Genomic DNA, 17283 nt, shown 5'->3' with positions numbered 1-17283 from the left:
TCATAGTCCAGTCATTGAGACGGTGCCTGCCGGCTGCCCTGCGGATTATCCGGACTAATTCAAAATAGGCTAAGCTGGCACTGAACGTACGGGCAGAGCGCCGGTGCTGCGCCGCCGTCGGATATGCGACCGCCGCTGCAGCTTGCCGGACCCCGGTGCGGCGGGCCCGCGGTACGGTGGGACGGACACATACTGTGCTCGAGGAGCTGAGCTGAATGACGGATCTGATCGACACCACGGAGATGTACCTTCGCACCATTCTGGAGCTGGAGGAAGAGAACATCGTGGCGCTTCGGGCACGCATCGCCGAACGCCTCCGCCACTCGGGCCCCACCGTTTCGCAGACCATCGGCAGGATGGAGCGCGACGGCCTCGTCGTCGTCTCGGGTGACCGCCACCTCGAGCTGACCGAAGTGGGCCGGAAACGCGCCACCGAGGTGATGCGCAAGCACCGGCTCGCTGAACGCCTCCTCGCGGACGTTATCGGCCTCGACTGGGCCTACGTGCATGACGAGGCCTGCCGGTGGGAGCACGTGATGAGTGAACGGGTGGAGCGCAGGATCTACGAGTTGCTCGACCACCCCACCGAGTCGCCGTACGGTAACCCGATCCCCGGCCTGGCAGCACTGGGCGGGCAGCCTGCCCGCCCCTTCTCGGACGGCGTGGTGAACCTGCTCGATGCCATGACCGGCTACGGCCCGGAGTCCAAGGTCACCGTCAGCCGCCTGGCGGAACCCATCCAGGTGGAGCCTGAGCTGCTGCTCCAGCTGGATGAAGGCGGGATCCGGCCCGGCGCCGCCGTCTCGCTGGAGCGTGTGGGGGAGTACATCTCTGTCCGCGTGCCCGGTTTCGAAGGCGCCCTTGAGCTGCCGCCGGAAGTTGCTGCGCACGTGTTCGTACGCGTCGGCTAGCTTCCAAGCGCCCCCCGGGCGGATGCCGCGGCCTGTCTGACATCTGCAGGCAGGATGACCTACCACTTTTGCACAGTGAATATAACGGAATTATTACTGCGTCCTTTAATCGCCTATAGTTAAACGGCGACGCCGATACAAAAGCGTTACCTGATCTGGAGCCGAACCCTGCCAGCAGATCAGCAGCAAGTCACCCACTGGCAGGGGCGGGGGAACCACAACCGGCTGTTTCTACAGCCTTGGGGTGAAGTCCGCAGCAGCAAGTCTCTTCCGCAGAAGGAATCCTCCTGGGATACCCCTGTGCCGGAATGGCTTGTTACGGCGGACCGGGTCCGAACTCTCTGACCCGAATCCGACAGCTAACTTCGCAGGCTATCCAGAGAGGAAGCAGTACTTGTCCATGCAGAATGCCCGGGGCCGCCGCCGCGCGTCCGGTCCCGCTCCGGAGCCGCGCCTCGCGGAGGCCGTTGCCGCGGACCGTCCCCGGGACGCCCAGCGTGAAGCGCGCCGCCGCCGCCGGGGTCCGTTCCGCCAGGTTACGGATTTCGCCTCAGCCAGTGGCGTTGGGCAGAAAGCCGGCGTAGCCCTTGCGGCCACAGGCCTGCTGCTGACAGTTACTGTCCCCGCCACCAGCCCTGTCCTGGCTGCCGGAGAGCAGCAGGGAGGGGCGTCAGCGTCCGCTGCCTCACCGGCCCAGCCGAAGGTATCGGCTGAAGCGGCGGCAAAGATCGACTTCAGCCGCACGTCGGTCTCCACCACCGGTGACCCGGACGGAAAGCTCAAGCAACTCCTGAGTGCCCAGTCGGCCGGCAGCATCAGCCGTTCGGCCTCGGTGGGCACCTTGGGAGGGCCGCTGACCACGCTGGTCAAGTCCTCGCCGTTCGGTTACCGGGTCAGCCCGATCACCGGCGGCGCCGGCGAGTTCCACCGTGGGCAGGACTTCGCCGCCCAGTGCGGCACCGAGGTACTGGCCGCAGCCAGCGGCACGGTGACGTTCGCCGGATGGCACCCCTACGGGGGAGGCAACCGCGTGGTGATCGATCACGGGAACGGCCTGGAGACCACGTATAACCACCTGTCGTCCTCCAGCGTCCAGGTTGGCCAAAAGGTCACCCGGGGCGAAGTGATCGCCCTCAGCGGGACCACAGGGGCCTCCACCGGCTGCCACCTCCATTTCGAAGTGATGGTCAACGGCGACGTCGTTGATCCCACCGGCTGGCTCTGAGGCAAGCCGAGTGAGCACTCTCATTCCTGTGACACGCCGTGACCTGAATGTGACATTGGCTCCGAACTGCTGTACCGTCTAAACCGCGTCAACTTTTCCGAAGTTGACGCTCTTGAGTGGATTGCCTAACTCTGCCACCGCTCAAGGTCCGTTCGCATTACATCGTCTGGCAGGGGCGGGGGAACCAATTTTGGTCTTCGCAAGAAGGCCTTGGGGTTAAGTCGCAATGCTTCCCAGGAAGCGGAGCGGCCGGGTGACTCCCATCCGAATCCGACAGCTCACCTCGCAGGCATTGGGAGAGGCTACCTTCGTGTCTTCACGCCACAATGCCGCGCGCCACCGCGCGCAGACGGTTCGTATGAACCCGTTGGACTCCGTGTCCAAGGCGGTTAGCGCCAATGCCGGCACAGTAGGTCGCCAGGCAGCTGTCATCGCAGCTGCTTCAGGACTCATCCTGAGCGTTGGCATGCCTGCCAACGCAGCCGACGCCAACATTGGTGTTTCCGCCTCCTCGGAGACCGGATCCCAGGCCGCGCAGCTTGCTGTGACCGCCGCGCCCACCGCCACTGTCTCCTTCGAGCGTCCTGCCGTCACTACGGTGGCAGCCCCGGTCGCCGAAACCATCGCTCCGCAGTCGAACGATGAGAGCCAGACGGCCGACGCAGGCCAGGCCGCCAATGAGATCGCAGGTGCGGCCCAGGCCGTCACCGCCAAGTCCACCGATGGTGCGGCCTCCGCCGCAGCTTCCGGACTGGCCGCAATCGCATACACCGGCATCGGCAGCCCCTACGTCTGGGGCGGCACCACGCCCAGCGGCTGGGACTGCTCCGGCTTTACCCAGTGGGTTTACGCTCAGGCAGGCATCAGCATTCCCCGCGTCAACGCGTGGAACGCCATGAAGCCCACCTCCACGCCTGCTCCCGGCGACCTGGTCATGCAGAACGGCGGCGCCCACGTGGGCATCTACGTCGGCAACGGCATGATGATCAGCGCGCTGAACCCCTCGCAGGGCACTCTCCTGCACGCGGTGTCCGCAACGGGCACGTCCGCTTTTTACACCCTTCGCTAAGAATCCGATTCGAGGCGGGCCGGCTTACCCCCAAGATGCCGGCGCGTCGATAACCCATGGCCTGCTACCGCGGGTCCGTGGAACACGAAAGAGAGAAATTAATGACTACTCGTGCGACCATTGCACGGCACCGCGCCGAGGTCACGAAGACCAACTCGCTGGCTGTCATTGCCAAGGCTGTCGGCGACAACGCCGGTGGCGTGGGCCGCCAGGCAGCAGTTATCGCTGCTGCTTCCGGTCTTGTCCTGACCAGCGGCATCGCCGCCAACGCCGCTGAGACCAACGTCCAGCGCGAATCCGCCGCAGCTTCCACGCTGGAGGTCCAGTCCGCTGCGCCGTCCACCATCTCCGCGGCTTCCAGCATCGCCATCTCCTACGAGAAGCCTGCTGTCTCCACCACCCCGGCTCCCGTCGTCGAGGCCCCCAAGCCTGTTGTCAAGGTCCAGGAAGCCGCTCCCGCCGTTGAGGCTGCTCCGGTTGCCGACGCTGCACCGGCAGTCCAGGCCACCGCCGCCGTCGAGACCGCCGCCCCGGCAGCGCCGAAGACCACCGCCGCCAGCGGCAAGGGCGCTGCAATCGCTGCGGCTGCCTACGCGCAGCTGGGCGTCTCCCAGGACTGCACCGCGCTGGCCACCAATGCACTTGCAGCCGTCGGCGTCCACTACCACGGCTGGCCCGCAGGCTACCTGTCCCTCGGCCGCACCGTCAGCGCTGCTGAAGCTCAGCCGGGCGACCTCGCCTACTACCAGAACGGCGGCATGGGCTTGGCCCACATCGCTGTGTACGTCGGCAACGGCCAGGCCGTCCACGGCGGCTGGAACGGCGGAACCACCGCACTGTTCAGCGTCAACGTCGGCTCCGGCCCGGTCTTCATCCGCGTCGGCGGCTAAGACAACCGAAGCGTCACGAAAGAACCCCCGCCGGCTGGCGGGGGTTCTTTTTTGCCTAGCGCCCGCATGAATTTTTGGTGACACGCCATGACGATGCTTGTGTTCGATTCGCTCATCTGCCTAGTGAGTGTTTACTCTTATGGTGTCGATCCATAGCCCGGACATGCAGAGGGCAGCCGGCCCTCGCGCCTCTGCCGGGTGCGGCCGTGAAGAGGTATGTGCATGCGCACACTCGTTCTGAATGCTGGATATGAACCGCTGGCGGTAGTGACCTTCCGCCGGGCGCTGGTCCTTGTGCTCACCGGAAAGGCAAGCGTGGTGGCCGAAGGCGACGATCCTGTCGTCGGGCCGCAGGACATCATGGGCCGTCCGTCCGTGATACTCCTTAACCGCTACATCCGTCCCCGGTACAACATGATCACGGCGGTGAGCAGGCGCGGGGTGCTCCGCCGCGACGGCCACCGGTGCGCCTACTGCGGCAAGGCAGCCCACACCATAGACCATGTCCAGCCTAAATCCCGGGGCGGTGCCGACTCTTGGGAGAACCTTGTCGCCGCCTGCCTCCGCTGCAACAACGTCAAGGGTGATCACACGCCCGGTGAAATGGGTTGGAAGCTCCGGTTCGATCCGGCTCCACCGGTGGGCACCATGTGGCAGATCAAGGAGCTGGAGAAGCCCACACCGGCGTGGGATCCGTTCCTGCTTCCGGAAAGAGCAGCCTGACGCTGGTCTGAGCCGCACAGCATTACGCTGGGTGTGTGGACTTTGACGCAGTAATCCTGGCCGGCGGCCGCTCCTCGCGACTGGGCGGCTCACCCAAGTCTGCCCTGATGTTCGACGGCGCCACCCTCCTTGAGCGCTCCCTCGCGGCGGCCGCGGATGCCCGGCACACTGTTGTGGTGGGACCTGAAACGGCGGGCCTCCCCGGTGGCATTCTCACCTCGCGTGAGGATCCGCCCTTTGCAGGTCCGGCCGCGGCAATCGCCGCGGGCCTTGCCGCGCTCCGGGGTGCAGATCCCGCGGACATGGTCCTGGTCCTCGCGTGCGACATGCCGCATGCGGGCGATGCCGTCCGCGCACTCCTGGACGCACTCACCGGCGCCGCTGGGGAGGGCGCCGGTGCGGACGGCGTCATGGCGGCGTCGGCCGACGGGCGGCTGCAGCCGCTGGCGGCTTTTTATAGCACAGCTGCGCTGGAACGCGCTGTGCAGGACGCCGCCGCCCGCAACGCCCTTGTTCACGCGTCAGTCTTCGCCCTCCTTGCTAGTCTTGACGTGCAGGCTGTGGTTGTCCCCCCAGGCTCCACGGACGACGTGGACACGTGGGACGATGCCGCCGCGTTGGGAGTAGCTGTCCGGGAGCAATGACCGCATTCCGGACCGCCGTGAATTTGGAGGCAGGCATGAAAAGCCAGGACGAGACGCTTGAGGAATGGTGCCGTCTTCTGCTGCGGGCCTTTGAGCTCGAGGATGTGGACGTGGACATCAACGAGGTGTTGTCCGTCGCGGGAGTGGCAGCGCACTCCGTGGTGCGCCCAGCTGCACCCCTCACAACCTTCATAGCGGGGCTCGCCGCCGGCCTCGACTGTGCGTCGGGCCAGGCACCTGACGTCCACGCCATGCAAAGCGCCATGGACGTGGCCCGTGCCGTTGCGAAAGCCTACGCGGCCGATGAGGCGCAGGCTGCGGCAGGTACTCCGGCCGCGGGCTCCGCCGGCACATCGGCGCCCAGCGGGACTCCGGGGGAATGACAGCCGCGCCCGAGCACCGCTCTGACGCGGAACCCGTTTCCGATGTCGAACCCGCCGCGGCGGGGGAGCCGGAGGGCCAGGGGGAACCGGAAGCGCCGGGAGAGCCGGACGCACACGCCAAGCACCTGGCGCACACCTGGGAGGAGGCCCGGCAGGCAGCCTTCGACTGTGCTGCCCCGATCCCTGCGGCACCCGTTCCCTTGCGCGAAGCCGTGGGCCGGACCTTGGCCGCGGACATCACCGCCCATCAGGACATGCCCCACTATGCGTCCTCCGCCATGGACGGCTGGGCCGTCAACGGAACAGGTCCATGGATCCTTGCCGAGCCGGGGCAGCGTCTGGCACCGCACCAGGCGAGCGTGATCGTAACAGGCGGACTGATTCCCCCCGGCGCCAAGGCGGTGCTGCGCACCGAAAGCGGGGTGATCTCCACGGACGACGACGGACTGCCTGTCCTGACACTGGGCGGCAGCGCCCGGCCCGGTGAACCGAGGAACGGCCAGCACATCCGCAAGGCTGCAGAGGAGGCGGCTGCCGGCGACGTGCTGATCAGGGCCGGCGTCGTGCTTAACCCCGCCCACGTGGCCCTCGCCGCCATCGCCGGGTACGACGAGGTGGAGGTCCTCGGCAAACCGGTGGTGAAACTGCTGCTGACAGGCTCCGAAGTGGTGGAGCAGGGAGTGCCCCAGCCCGGGCGGGTGCGTGACACTTTCGGACCCCAGCTGGGCACGGTGGTGGAAATGCTGGGTGGCCTGTGCCGGGAACAGGTCCGCATCGGCGACGGCTACAGGGAATGGCTGGAGGGCCTCGAGGACGCAGGCATCGCCGAGGCACAAAACCTGCCGGCCGACGTCGTCGTCACCACCGGCGGCACCGGCCGGTCCGGCACCGATCACTTCAGGCGTGCCGTGGCCGAACTGGGCGGGCGGCTGATCATTGACGGCGTGGCAATGCGGCCGGGACACCCCGCCGTCCTCGCCGAACTGCCGGACGGGCGCTTCGTGCTGGGGCTGCCGGGCAACCCCCTGGCCGCCATGATGGCGCTGTCCACGGTGGGCGCGCCGCTCTTGGCCGCCCTCGGACATGGGCAGCTGCCGCCGGTCCGGGAAGTTCCCTCCGGAACCATGTTCGAACCCGAACCCGGCCGAACCCGGCTTATGCCCTTCCGGCTCCTCTACGGCATGGCATCACCAGCGCAGCACACCGGCCCCGGCATGATGCGTGGACTGGCCTCCGCCGACGGCGTCCTGGTGGTGCCGCCGCACGGCGTGCAGCTGGGCGAGATGGTGCCGGCTTTCGCCCTGCCCTGGGGTCCGGCCATTCCCGAGCCGAAGAGCGCCGAACCCAAGCCCAAGAGCGCGGCGCGGAAGCCCTCCTCCCGCACTTCCGCCAAGCAGGCAGCACAAAGCGGGCCCGTGGACTGGAGTGCCCTGCTCGACTGAGGTGCAATGATGGAGGCATGAACAGCCACTCATCGCGGAGTCTCGTATGGGCCGTGTAACGCAACGACGCAAGGTGCACCGCTACGTCCTGGACGGCTCGGCCGCGGCGTTGGAGTTCCCCGTAAGGCACCGCGAGGACGTGCTCGCCGTGGAGGAACCGCTTGAGATCCGGCTGGGCAACCTGTCCTTCTCGGTCACCATGCGCACGCCCGGGGACGACTTTGACCTCGTGGCAGGTTTCCTGGTTTCGGAGGGCGTCATCTGGGACGCCGACCAGCTGATCTCGCTCAGGTTCTGCGCCGGCGAGGACGAAAACGGGGTCCAGACATTCAATGTGGTCGAAGCCCAGCTGCGGCCCGATGTGCCCCTGCCGGACACCGGCCGGCACGTTTATACGTCCAGCTCGTGCGGGATCTGCGGCACGGACTCCATTGAATCGGTGACCAAGTCCTCGCACTTCAACCCCGCCGCTGACCGGCTTACCGTTCCGGTCGAAACGCTCGCCTACCTGCCGGACCGGCTGCGGGAGGCGCAGGCAGTCTTTGACGTGACCGGAGGAGTGCACGCTGCCGGACTGTTCAGGATTGACGACGACGGCGGTGCGGAGCTGCTGTGCCTGCGGGAGGACGTGGGCCGGCACAACGCGGTGGACAAGGTGGTTGGCTGGGCGCTGCGTGAACGGCGGCTGCCGCTTACCAACACCGTGCTCCAGGTCTCGGGGCGGGCCTCCTTCGAGCTCGTCCAGAAGGCCGCACTGGCCGGCATCCCGGTGCTCGCCGCGGTCAGCGCACCCTCGAGCCTGGCGGTGGAGCTGGCAGAGTCCACCGGCGTCACGCTGGCCGGGTTCAGCCGGGGAACCAGCCTGAACGTCTACGCGGGTGCGGACCGCATTTCGACACCTGCGCCGATGCCGCGCTAGCGGGCGTGAGGCCTTGGCGGCCGGGCCCCAAAGCAGTAGATTTTATCCATCGAATGGAAGCGTTGTTCCGCTCGCACAGCAGTTGAACTCAGGCGGCAGTTGAACTCACTCGCAGTTGAACTCACACCGCAGCTGAACTGCCAGGACCCAAGCTGACCGCGACGCCCATGCCCGCACGAAAGCCAGCACAGCCCGCTTTCGCTTTCACGTACTAAAGAGGTACACATTGCACGACGACCGCCGGATCACGGAAGTCCGCCTGGACCGCTTTCTCCGCGAACGGATTATCCCCGCCATCTACGGCCGCAGCGTGCCGCTGGAGCTCAGCAGCTGGGATGTTCCGGATGAACCCGTCCCGGTTCTGGAGGCGCTGCGCCAGGAGTTCACGCCGCAGGAACACGGAGCCGCCTGGGGACGTCCGTGGAGCACAAAATGGCTGCGGCTCCAGGGGGAGGTACCGGATGCCTGGGGAACCGCGTCGGATACCGAGGTGGAGATCGTGGTGGACCTCGGCTTCACCACGGAGATTCCCGGCTTCCAATGCGAGGGGATCGCGTGGCGCCCGGACGGCACCATCATCAAGGCCATCTCGCCGCGCAACCAGCACATCCCGCTCAAGCTTCTGGGCAGCGGCCTTGCCGTGGACTTCTACGTGGAGGCAGCAGCCAACCCGGACGTCGCCCAGGGCTGGAGCTTCGCGCCGACTCCATACGGGGACAAGTCCACTGCGGGAACCGAACCACAGTACCGCCTTGGCAGCATCGCCATAGCCGAACTGAACCGCGCCGTGTGGGAGCTCCAGCAGGACGTGGTGACGCTCAGCGGCCTCATGCACGAGCTGCCCACGGAACTGCCGCGCCGGCACGAGATCCTCCGTGCCCTCGAGCGCATGATGGACACCATGGATCCCGACGATGTCGGGGGCACCGCGGCGGAAGGGCGCGCTGCCCTGGCCGAGGTGCTGGCCAGGCCTGCCTACGCCTCCGCCCACCGGCTGCTCGCCACCGGGCACGCGCACATCGACTCGGCCTGGCTCTGGCCGGTGCGGGAAACAATGCGCAAGTGCGCCCGGACTTTTTCCAACGTGGTTGCCCTCATGGACGAGGACCCGGACTTCGTGTTCTCCTGCTCCTCGGCCCAGCAGCTCGCCTGGATCAAGGAATACTACCCTGAGCTCTTCGGACGCATCCGGGAAAAGGTGAAGTCAGGCCAGTTCATTCCCGTGGGCGGCATGTGGGTGGAATCCGACACCAACATGCCAGGCGGAGAGGCCATGGCCCGGCAGTTCGTGGAAGGCAAGAGCTTCTTCCTCAAGGAATTCGACGTCGAGTGCAGGGAAGCATGGCTGCCGGACTCCTTCGGTTACTCCGCAGCGCTGCCGCAGATCGTCAAGGCCGCGGGCAGCCGCTGGTTCCTGACCCAAAAGATCTCCTGGAACCAGATCAACCGGATGCCGCACCACACCTTCAACTGGGAAGGCATTGACGGCACCCGCCTCTTCACGCACTTCCCGCCGGTGGACACGTATAACTCCGAACTCAGCGGCCGGGATCTGGCCCACGCGGAGCGCAACTACCGGGACCACGGACACGGCACCATCTCGCTCGTTCCCTTCGGCTATGGCGACGGCGGCGGCGGACCGACGCGGGAGATGGTCGCTGCCGCGCACCGCGCGGCCGACCTGGAAGGCTCGCCGAAAGTCCGGATCGGAACGCCGGGCAGCTTCTTTGAACAGGCCGAGGCCGAGTACAAAGCTCTGCCGGTCTGGGTGGGGGAGATGTACCTGGAGCTGCACCGCGGCACCTACACGAGCCAAGCCAGGACCAAGCAGGGCAACCGCCGGTCCGAGCACCTCCTCCGCGAGGCTGAGCTGTGGTGCGCCACCGCCGCCGTCCGTTCCGGTGGGGCGTACACGTACCCCGCGGCCGAGCTGAAGCGGCTGTGGCAGCTGGTCCTGCTGCAGCAGTTCCACGACATCCTCCCCGGCAGTGCCATCGCCTGGGTGCACCAGGACGCCGAACGCAACTACGCTGCCGTGGCCAAGGGGTTGGAAGCACTCATCAGCGAGGCTGCCGCGGCCCTCCTTGGCGAAGGGACACGGGAGTTCCTGCTCAACGCCAGCCCCCATGGCCGGCTGGGAGTCCCGGCGCTCGCGGCAGGAGCGTCTGTGCCAGCCCAGGACGCACTGTCCACCCAGGACGAGGCCCAGGATGAGGTTGAGGCCACGCCGCTGGATGGCGGCTTCGTCCTGGACAACGGCGTTATCCGTGCCGTGCTGGACGACAACGGGCTCCTGACGTCCCTGCGGGATCACGGGACAGGCCGCGAAGCCATCGCCCCCGGCCAGTTCGGAAACCACCTGGAACTGCACCGCGACACCCCCAACGAATGGGACGCCTGGGACATCGACGAGTTCTACCGGCGGAACGTCACCAGCCTGACCGACGCCGCGGAGGTGCGGCTGGAGCGGCGCGGCGGGGACGCCGTCGTCGTGGTGGAACGGCTCACCGGTTCCTCCCGCATCACCCAGCGCATCACGCTGGCGGCGGGCAGCCCGTCCCTGGGAATCTCCACCGAGGTCGACTGGCAGGAACGGGAGAAGCTGCTCAAGCTGGGGTTCCCGCTGGACCTGAGGGCCGACCGCTCGGCGGCGGAGACCCAGTTCGGCCACGTCTTCCGGCCGACCCATGTGAACACCTCATGGGAGGCGGCCAAGTTCGAGATCTGCGCGCACCGCTGGATCCACGTCGCCGAACCCGGGTACGGCGTGGCCATCGCCAACGCCTCCACCTACGGGCACGACGTCGCCCGGTCTGTCCGGGACGACGGCGGGACCACCACCACCGTCCGGCTCTCACTGCTGCGGGCAGCCAAGTTCCCCGACCCCCAAGCCGACCGCGGCAGGCACGTGCTTGACGTCTGGGTCCGCCCGGCAGCGGGAATCGCCGAGGCAGTGGAGGAAGGCTACCGCGCCAACCTCGCGCCGAGGAAGGTGCGGGGCGCCCACCCGGCCGAAGCGCTGGTTGCTGTGGACAACCCGGCCCTGGTGATTGAAGCCGTGAAGCTGGCCGAAGACGGCTCCGGCGACGTCATCGTCCGGCTGTACGAATCACTCGGCCAGCGCTCGGCCGGACGCCTCACAGCCAACTTCCCGGCCACCGGAATCCAGTCCGTGGACCTGCTCGAGCGGCCGGTTGAGGCGACGGGCGTGGTGGCCGGGGCGGACTCCGCCGAGCTCACCCTGCGGCCGTTCCAGCTGGTGACACTGAGGCTTGCCCGCTGACAGCTGCCCCCGCCTCCTGCGGTTTACCATAAAGGGCCGCTCAGCTTGCTGCTGGGCGGCCCTTTTTGGCGAAACGGTGAAGGCTTGGGGCAGTGGCGGTCGCTGGAAGGCGTTCAGAACTCATGCAGCAGGCGCCGGACGAACTGCCGGGTCCGCTCCTGCCGCGGCGCGCGGAGGACTTCGGCGGCCGGTCCGCGCTCCACCACGAGGCCGCCGTCCATGAAGATGACCTCGTCCGCGACCTGGCGGGCGAAGGCAAGCTCGTGGGTGACGATCACCATGGTCCATCCCTCGTCGGCCAGTTCCTGGATGACGCCCAGGACGTCGCCCACGAGTTCCGGGTCCAGCGCCGAGGTGGGCTCGTCGAACAGCAGCAGCTGGGGTTTCAGGGCCAGGGCACGCACGATCCCTACCCGCTGCTGCTGGCCGCCGGAAAGCTCGAACGGGTAGGCGTCGCGCTTGTCCGCCAGCCCCACCCTTGCGAGCAGCTTTTCGGCCTCGGCCACCGCCTCGGCCCGCTTGCGCTTCTGCACCTGGACGGGTCCTTCGATGACGTTCTGCAGGACGGTCATGTGCGGGAACAGGTTGTAGTGCTGGAACACCATGGCGCTGCGGTCCCGCAGGTCTGAAATCTCCTTCTTGGAGACTTTGGCGGAGAAATCCAGCGCCAGATCGGGGCCCGGCCCTGCGGAGGTGCCCGGGCCTGCAAAGGTAACCGTCCCGGCGTCGGGCGTTTCCAGTCCGTTGAGCGAGCGCAGCACGGTGGTCTTGCCGGAACCTGACGGCCCGATCAGGGCCACCACATTGCCCCGGCGCACGTCGAGGTCGATGTCCCTCAGCACCACATTGCTGCCGAACGCCTTCGCGAGGTTCCGGACCGACAGCACGGGCCTGGCCTGTGGCGAGGCTCCGTGGGCTGCTGCGTGGGCTGCTCCGTCAGTGGGCGACATAGCGGTCCAATCTCCTTTCAAGGACGGACTGCCCGGACGAGAGCGCCAGGCAGATCACCCAGTAGACCAGGGCAGCCTCGAGGTAGAGCGCCATGAACTCCTGGCTGAAGGCCGCGATCTGCTGGGCGTTGCGGAAGAGCTCCGTGACCAGGATCAGCGAGGCCAGGGACGTGTCCTTGACCAGCGAAATGAAGGTGTTGGACAGCGGCGGCACCGACACCCTCGCAGCCTGCGGCAGGATGATGCGGCGCAGCGACTGGCCGCGGGACATGCCGATGGTGTGGCCGGCTTCCCACTGCCCCTTGGGCACCGACAGGATGGCGGCGCGGATGACCTCGGCGGCATAACCGCCAACGTTGAGCGAAAAGGCGATGATGGCGCTGGGCCACGGATCAAGCTTCACGCCCAGGCTGGGCAGGCCATAGAAGATCACAAACAGCTGCACCAGCAGCGGAGTGCCGCGGATCACCGAAACGTAGAACCGCGCTACGCCGGACACCACGGCGTTCCGACTCAGCCGCATCAGGGCCACCAGCAGGGCCAGGGCGAGGCCGATCACGAACGAGGCCAGCGTCAGCGGGATGGTCCCGGTGACTGCCCCCGTGACAAGCGGGACGAAGGAGCTCCAGATGAGATCCCAGTTCAACGGCATCTACTTGGTGACGTCCGTGCCGAAGTACTTCTTGGAGATCTTGGCCAGCGTCCCGTCGGTGCGGAGGTCGTCCAGCGCCTTGTCCACCGCTTTGGTGAGCTCCGTGGAACCCTTGCGGAAGACGAAGGCGCTTTCTGACTTCTCCGTGGTTTCGGCGGCAATCTTCAGCCCGGCGTCCGGGTTCGTCTTGGCGTAGTCGAGGTAGGTGAGCTTGTCGTTGACGATGGCGTCCACGCGGCCCTGCCGGACCAGAGCCACGCCCTGGGCCCAGCCCTCCACGGACTGGACGTTGGCGCCGGCGTCGACGGCCATCTTGTAGAAGTTGCTGGTGAGCGACTGGGCTGTGGTCTTGCCCTTGAGGCTTTCAAAGTCGGTAATGCTGTTGTTGTCCGCCTTCGTCACGATTACGCCCGTGGAGACGGTGTAGGGCTTGGAGAAGTCGTACTTGGCCTTGCGTTCGTCATTGATGGAGATCTGGTTGGCGATGGTGTCGAAGCGTTTGGCATCGAGGCCGGCGAAGATGCCGTCGAACTGGGTCTCCTGGAAGGTGGCCTTCACGCCCAGCTTCTCCGCCACCGCCCGTGCGATCTCCACGTCATAGCCAGTCAGGTCGCCGGCGCCTTCGGCGTGGAACGAGAACGGCTTGTAGGTGCCCTCCGTGGCGATCACGATCTCGCCCTTGGACTTCACATCGCTGAGTGACGTGTCCGAGCTGCTGGCGGCCGGGGCCTGGGACCCTCCGCTGCCGCAGGCTGTCAGAGCCAGGGCCAGTCCGGCAAGGGTGGCCGCAAGGGCGGAGCGGCGGGAATGGACACGGTTCATGGCGGGTACCTTCTTCTTCAGGCTGCGGCGAGGGCAGCACGGCGGCCGATCCGGCCCCGCGGTGCCAGTGCATGCAACGTCTTGGCAAAGTCCTTTATTTCGCCATCATACGGGGGTTGAAACGGGCCCTTAAAAAGGCTGAGTGGGGGCGGTCCCCAACGGCCGCCACCACTCATCCCCCCAATGTGCGATCCGGCAGGCGCCACGGCTTGTTAGCCAGGCAGCAACTGCTTTCACACATTCATGATTCTCTCACGGTCTAATGATTTTGTGAATCCCGGATCGCTACCTGTCGGTAGATGACGTTCCGTGACTCCCGGGACTGGCGGCCTTCACCCGTGCCAGCCACACCATAACGAGGCCTGACATGTAGAAAACCACCGCCCCGTTGTTCACCGCCGGCGCCGCCGGGAGGAGCTGGGGAGGGGCGAATTCAAGGCAGAGCCCGGCAACAGTGGCGACAGCGCCGGCCGCCATCAGGGCCGCCCCGGTCCTGACGAGCGGGGGCAGGCTTTCCCTGACGCTGCGGAGCAGGGCAGGCAGCAGCGCGAGGGAGACGTACGCCAGGTAGCCCCGGGCCGCAGCCCAGTAGTACGGCATCAGTGCCTCATTCCGGGCGCTGGTCCCGGCGTCCCTGAAGCCCGCCGACGAGGCGGAGGCATCCATCATGAGGAAAATGGCCACCAGCGCAGCGGAGAAAATCGCGAGCATGGCCAGACCGGGAGGGCCGGCGATCATGCGGTGGGCGTCAGGGGCGCCAAACCCCTTCGTGACGCGGAGCGCAATGAGGTAGATCGTGGCGAAAACAATCAGGCGCAGCACGACGTGGGCAATGTTGATGCCGCCGAGGGCGCCGTCGATGGCTAGGTAGAACTGTTTGATGCTCAGGACCGCGGCCGCCGTCGCCAACAGGAAGATGAAGAACAGGGTGGGGTTCACACCGCGCACGGCGCTGGGAATCCGGGCCAGGGCGGCACCCAAGCAAACAACCAGCGTTATCCACGGGAGAATCTCGCTCATACCAGGTTCTCCCAGATTCTTTCGGTCTGTTCCTGGTCCTGTTCCTGCCGCCGCAGGGTCCTGCCGAGTGCCTGAAGGCGTTCGCCGGACAGGGCGGTGAGGTCTCCGTCGCTGAGCCGGTCCAGCGCCGCCTGCCGGGCACCCGGGGGCCAGCCGGCTTCGGCTTCGGTCACAAGTCCGGTGGCTACCAGTCCGCCTGCCAGTCCGACGCCGGCGGCCCGGGAGGTGGCGACGGCCAGTTCCGGGGCGAGCCGGTTAGCGGTCAGCTGTGCTGAGTAGTTCTGGGGGGCGACGCCGGTGGCGGCGGAGACGCGGTGGCGGAGTTCGCCGTCGTCGATTGCATCCACCCAGTTTTTCACGGAGGTGGCGTGCGGCGGCGGGCTGAGTTCCGGCCGGCCCGCGCCGGTAGAGCCTTTAGGGGCGGTGCGGACAATGACGGCCCGCAGCAGGTCGACGGTGGCGATTTGGCTCACCAGTTCCTTGTCGGTCGGAGGGATGGAGGAACCGGCGAGGTCGCTGTAAGTCTCGAAGGTGGCCAGCGCGGCAACGGGATTGATGTTGTAGGCCCGGCTGATGCTCACGACCGTAGTCTCGGCAACCTTTCCCCGCACCATCTGCTGGGCGAGGGTGGTGCGCTTGACCCCGGAGAGCCTGCAGACATCGGCCGTGCTGGTATCCGGTGCTACGCCACTAAGCCAGCGCTGGAATGCTTTGGCGGGGAGGGGCATGAAACGCTCTCTGCTGAACGAATGTTTGACTCATATTAGCGGCGTTCGGCGGACAGCCGCCGGTGCTTTCGGCCGGCCCGGCCGCTGTCCAGCCAGACAAGCGCCAGGCCGGCGACAAAGCAAAGGATGGCCGTGTAGTTGATGACAAAACGCATGAACGCCAGCCCGGACGGGATGGCCGGGAACAGCAAGGTAAGGGGAACTGCGATGCTGCCTATGGCCAGAAGCGCCGCGCTTATCCGGAGCAGGGCGGGCAGCGAGCTTCTGATGGCCTGCAGCATCCCGGGCAGGATTGCGAGGCACACATAGGCCGGATAGGCCCGGCCAGCGGCGGCGTAGTACTGGAGCAGCGCAGCGTTCTGCCCGCTCCTGGCTTCGAGGCCGGTCATGCCCACGGCCGAACCCGCGGTGTCCATCACGGCGAACAGCACCACCAGCGCGGCGGAAATTAGCGCGAGCGCGGATATACCGGCATGGCCCCGGACCAGCCGCAATCCCCGCTTATCGCCGAAGCCGGTTGCGATCCGTATGCCGAGGAAAAAAATAGCCCCGAAAATGATGAAGCGCAGCAGAAGATTGGCAAGGTTGGTGCTGCCAAGCAGGGCATCGATCGCCATGTAGGGACCGCGAATGCTCAGCAGGATGGCCAGCGTCAGCAGCGCCAGGGCATAGAAAATGGCCCTGTTCTTCCGGCGGACCAGGTTGGGGATCCGGCTCAGCGCCGCCGCGCCTGACGCGATCAGGGTGGTCCATTGCAGGATTTCAATCATCCGAGGTTCTCCCAGATCGTTTCGGTTTGCCGTTGGTCTTGTTCCTGCCGCCGCAGGGTCTTGCCGAGCGCCTGGAGGCGTTCGCCGGCCAGGATGGTCAGCTGGCCGTCGCTGAGCCGGTCCAGGGCCGCCTGCCGGGCACCTGGCGGCCAGCCGGCTTCGGCTTCGGTCACCAGTCCGGTGGCTACCAGTCCGCCTGCCAGTCCGACGCCGGCGGCCCGGGAGGTGGCGACGGCCAGTTCCGGGGCGAGCCGGTTAGCGGTCAGCTGTGCTGAGTAGTTCTGGGGGGCGACGCCGGTGGCGGCGGAGACGCGGTGGCGGAGTTCGCCGTCGTCGATTGCATCCACCCAGTTCTTCACGGAGGTGGCGTGCGGCGGCAGGCTGAGCTCGGGCGGTCCTGCGCCCGTACCTGTGCCTTTGTCGGTGCCGGCGTCCTGCCCGGTGCGGGCAATGATGGCGTGCAGCAGGTCCGCGGTGGCGATCTGGCTCACCAGTTCCTGCAGCGTCGGCGGGATGGGCGGCTTTCCCAGATCCCTGTACGGTTCGAAAGCGGCCAGCGCGGCCACCGGATTGATGCTGAAGGCGCGGCTGATACCCACCACGGTTGTCTCCGCCACTTTCCCGCGGACCAGTTGCTGGGCCAGGGTGGTGCGCTTGACCCCGGAAGCCCTGGCAACATCAGCAACGCTGGTGTCCGGCGCAACGCCGTGAAGCCAGCGCTGGAAGGCCTTGGCGGAGAGGGGCATCGAACGCTTTCTGTCGACGGGAAGGGTGACTTGAAGGGCAGCCCGCCGGCCTCGATTTTATTTAGCGCGCCGCTTCAACTATGCTAGGTGGTCGAACCCGCTGGTC

General features: G+C 66.7%; 17 protein-coding genes and 2 riboswitches. Of the genes, 10 read left to right on the top strand and 7 right to left on the bottom strand.

All coding sequences use genetic code 11. From position 1 onward, the window contains the following. Nucleotides 1-215 precede the first annotated feature (215 nt). From AC57BR_RS02745 to AC57BR_RS02700, 10 genes are all read left to right on the top strand, one after another. Nucleotides 216-911, top strand: coding sequence for an iron-dependent transcriptional repressor DtxR (locus AC57BR_RS02745; protein ID WP_496358231.1), 696 nt, complete (start codon nucleotides 216-218; stop codon nucleotides 909-911). Between the two features lie 149 nt (nucleotides 912-1060). After that, nucleotides 1061-1300, top strand: a riboswitch (cyclic di-AMP (ydaO/yuaA leader). Between the two features lie 11 nt (nucleotides 1301-1311). Then, nucleotides 1312-2136, top strand: coding sequence for a M23 family metallopeptidase (locus AC57BR_RS02740; RefSeq protein ID WP_496358286.1), 825 nt, complete (start codon nucleotides 1312-1314; stop codon nucleotides 2134-2136). A gap of 136 nt (nucleotides 2137-2272) precedes the next feature. Beyond that, nucleotides 2273-2442, top strand: a riboswitch (cyclic di-AMP (ydaO/yuaA leader). Between the two features lie 52 nt (nucleotides 2443-2494). Continuing rightward, a complete protein-coding gene (locus AC57BR_RS02735; protein ID WP_496358230.1) occupies nucleotides 2495-3205 on the top strand; it encodes a C40 family peptidase in 711 nt (236 codons plus the stop codon). Nucleotides 3206-3306: 101 nt separating this feature from the next. Further along, nucleotides 3307-4095, top strand: coding sequence for an NlpC/P60 family protein (locus tag AC57BR_RS02730; protein ID WP_496358229.1), 789 nt, complete (start codon nucleotides 3307-3309; stop codon nucleotides 4093-4095). A 222-nt stretch (nucleotides 4096-4317) separates the two neighbouring features. Beyond that, nucleotides 4318-4818: an HNH endonuclease gene (locus AC57BR_RS02725; protein ID WP_306921098.1), complete on the top strand. Its 501-nt coding sequence runs from the start codon at nucleotides 4318-4320 to the stop codon at nucleotides 4816-4818. Nucleotides 4819-4853: 35 nt separating this feature from the next. Next, entirely contained in the window at nucleotides 4854-5462 is a 609-nt protein-coding gene (gene mobA, locus AC57BR_RS02720; protein WP_496358228.1) for a molybdenum cofactor guanylyltransferase, read from the top strand. A 35-nt stretch (nucleotides 5463-5497) separates the two neighbouring features. Further along, on the top strand, nucleotides 5498-5845 hold the full coding sequence (locus AC57BR_RS02715) for a DUF6457 domain-containing protein (protein ID WP_496358227.1): 348 nt from the start codon (nucleotides 5498-5500) through the stop codon (nucleotides 5843-5845). Further along, a complete protein-coding gene (locus AC57BR_RS02710; RefSeq protein WP_496358226.1) occupies nucleotides 5842-7287 on the top strand; it encodes a molybdopterin molybdotransferase MoeA in 1446 nt (481 codons plus the stop codon). Before AC57BR_RS02715 ends, AC57BR_RS02710 begins: the two co-directional genes overlap by 4 nt. A gap of 46 nt (nucleotides 7288-7333) precedes the next feature. After that, complete coding sequence (gene fdhD / locus AC57BR_RS02705) at nucleotides 7334-8206, top strand: formate dehydrogenase accessory sulfurtransferase FdhD (RefSeq protein ID WP_496358225.1); 873 nt, start codon at nucleotides 7334-7336, stop codon at nucleotides 8204-8206. A 226-nt stretch (nucleotides 8207-8432) separates the two neighbouring features. Beyond that, on the top strand, nucleotides 8433-11489 hold the full coding sequence (locus AC57BR_RS02700; protein WP_496358224.1) for an alpha-mannosidase: 3057 nt from the start codon (nucleotides 8433-8435) through the stop codon (nucleotides 11487-11489). A gap of 113 nt (nucleotides 11490-11602) precedes the next feature. Here AC57BR_RS02700 and AC57BR_RS02695 read toward each other — a convergent pair whose 3' ends face one another. From AC57BR_RS02695 to AC57BR_RS02665, 7 genes are all read right to left on the bottom strand, one after another. Then, entirely contained in the window at nucleotides 11603-12439 is an 837-nt protein-coding gene (locus AC57BR_RS02695) for an amino acid ABC transporter ATP-binding protein (protein ID WP_496358223.1), read from the bottom strand. Then, a complete protein-coding gene (locus AC57BR_RS02690) occupies nucleotides 12426-13091 on the bottom strand; it encodes an amino acid ABC transporter permease (protein WP_496358222.1) in 666 nt (221 codons plus the stop codon). The genes AC57BR_RS02695 and AC57BR_RS02690 overlap by 14 nt, the downstream gene beginning before the upstream one ends. After that, nucleotides 13092-13913 (bottom strand): amino acid ABC transporter substrate-binding protein, encoded by an 822-nt coding sequence (locus tag AC57BR_RS02685; RefSeq protein ID WP_496358221.1) that lies wholly within the window; start codon nucleotides 13911-13913, stop codon nucleotides 13092-13094. Between the two features lie 285 nt (nucleotides 13914-14198). Further along, the gene (locus AC57BR_RS02680; RefSeq protein WP_496358220.1) at nucleotides 14199-14933 is read right to left on the bottom strand and encodes a hypothetical protein; all 735 of its coding nucleotides are present in this window, start codon (nucleotides 14931-14933) and stop codon (nucleotides 14199-14201) included. Then, nucleotides 14930-15661 (bottom strand): hypothetical protein, encoded by a 732-nt coding sequence (locus AC57BR_RS02675; protein WP_496358219.1) that lies wholly within the window; start codon nucleotides 15659-15661, stop codon nucleotides 14930-14932. The genes AC57BR_RS02680 and AC57BR_RS02675 overlap by 4 nt, the downstream gene beginning before the upstream one ends. Before the next feature lie 35 nt (nucleotides 15662-15696). Beyond that, nucleotides 15697-16431 (bottom strand): hypothetical protein, encoded by a 735-nt coding sequence (locus AC57BR_RS02670; RefSeq protein ID WP_496358218.1) that lies wholly within the window; start codon nucleotides 16429-16431, stop codon nucleotides 15697-15699. Beyond that, nucleotides 16428-17177, bottom strand: a complete 750-nt coding sequence (locus AC57BR_RS02665; protein ID WP_496358217.1) for a hypothetical protein — start codon at nucleotides 17175-17177, stop codon at nucleotides 16428-16430. The genes AC57BR_RS02670 and AC57BR_RS02665 overlap by 4 nt, the downstream gene beginning before the upstream one ends. Nucleotides 17178-17283: the final 106 nt, after the last annotated feature.

The sequence above is a fragment of the Arthrobacter sp. BGA-UO-ETr-C19 genome (assembly GCF_059568005.1).
Note: the sequence above shows the minus strand (reverse complement) of the source record. Positions and strands in the feature narration are given on the sequence as shown.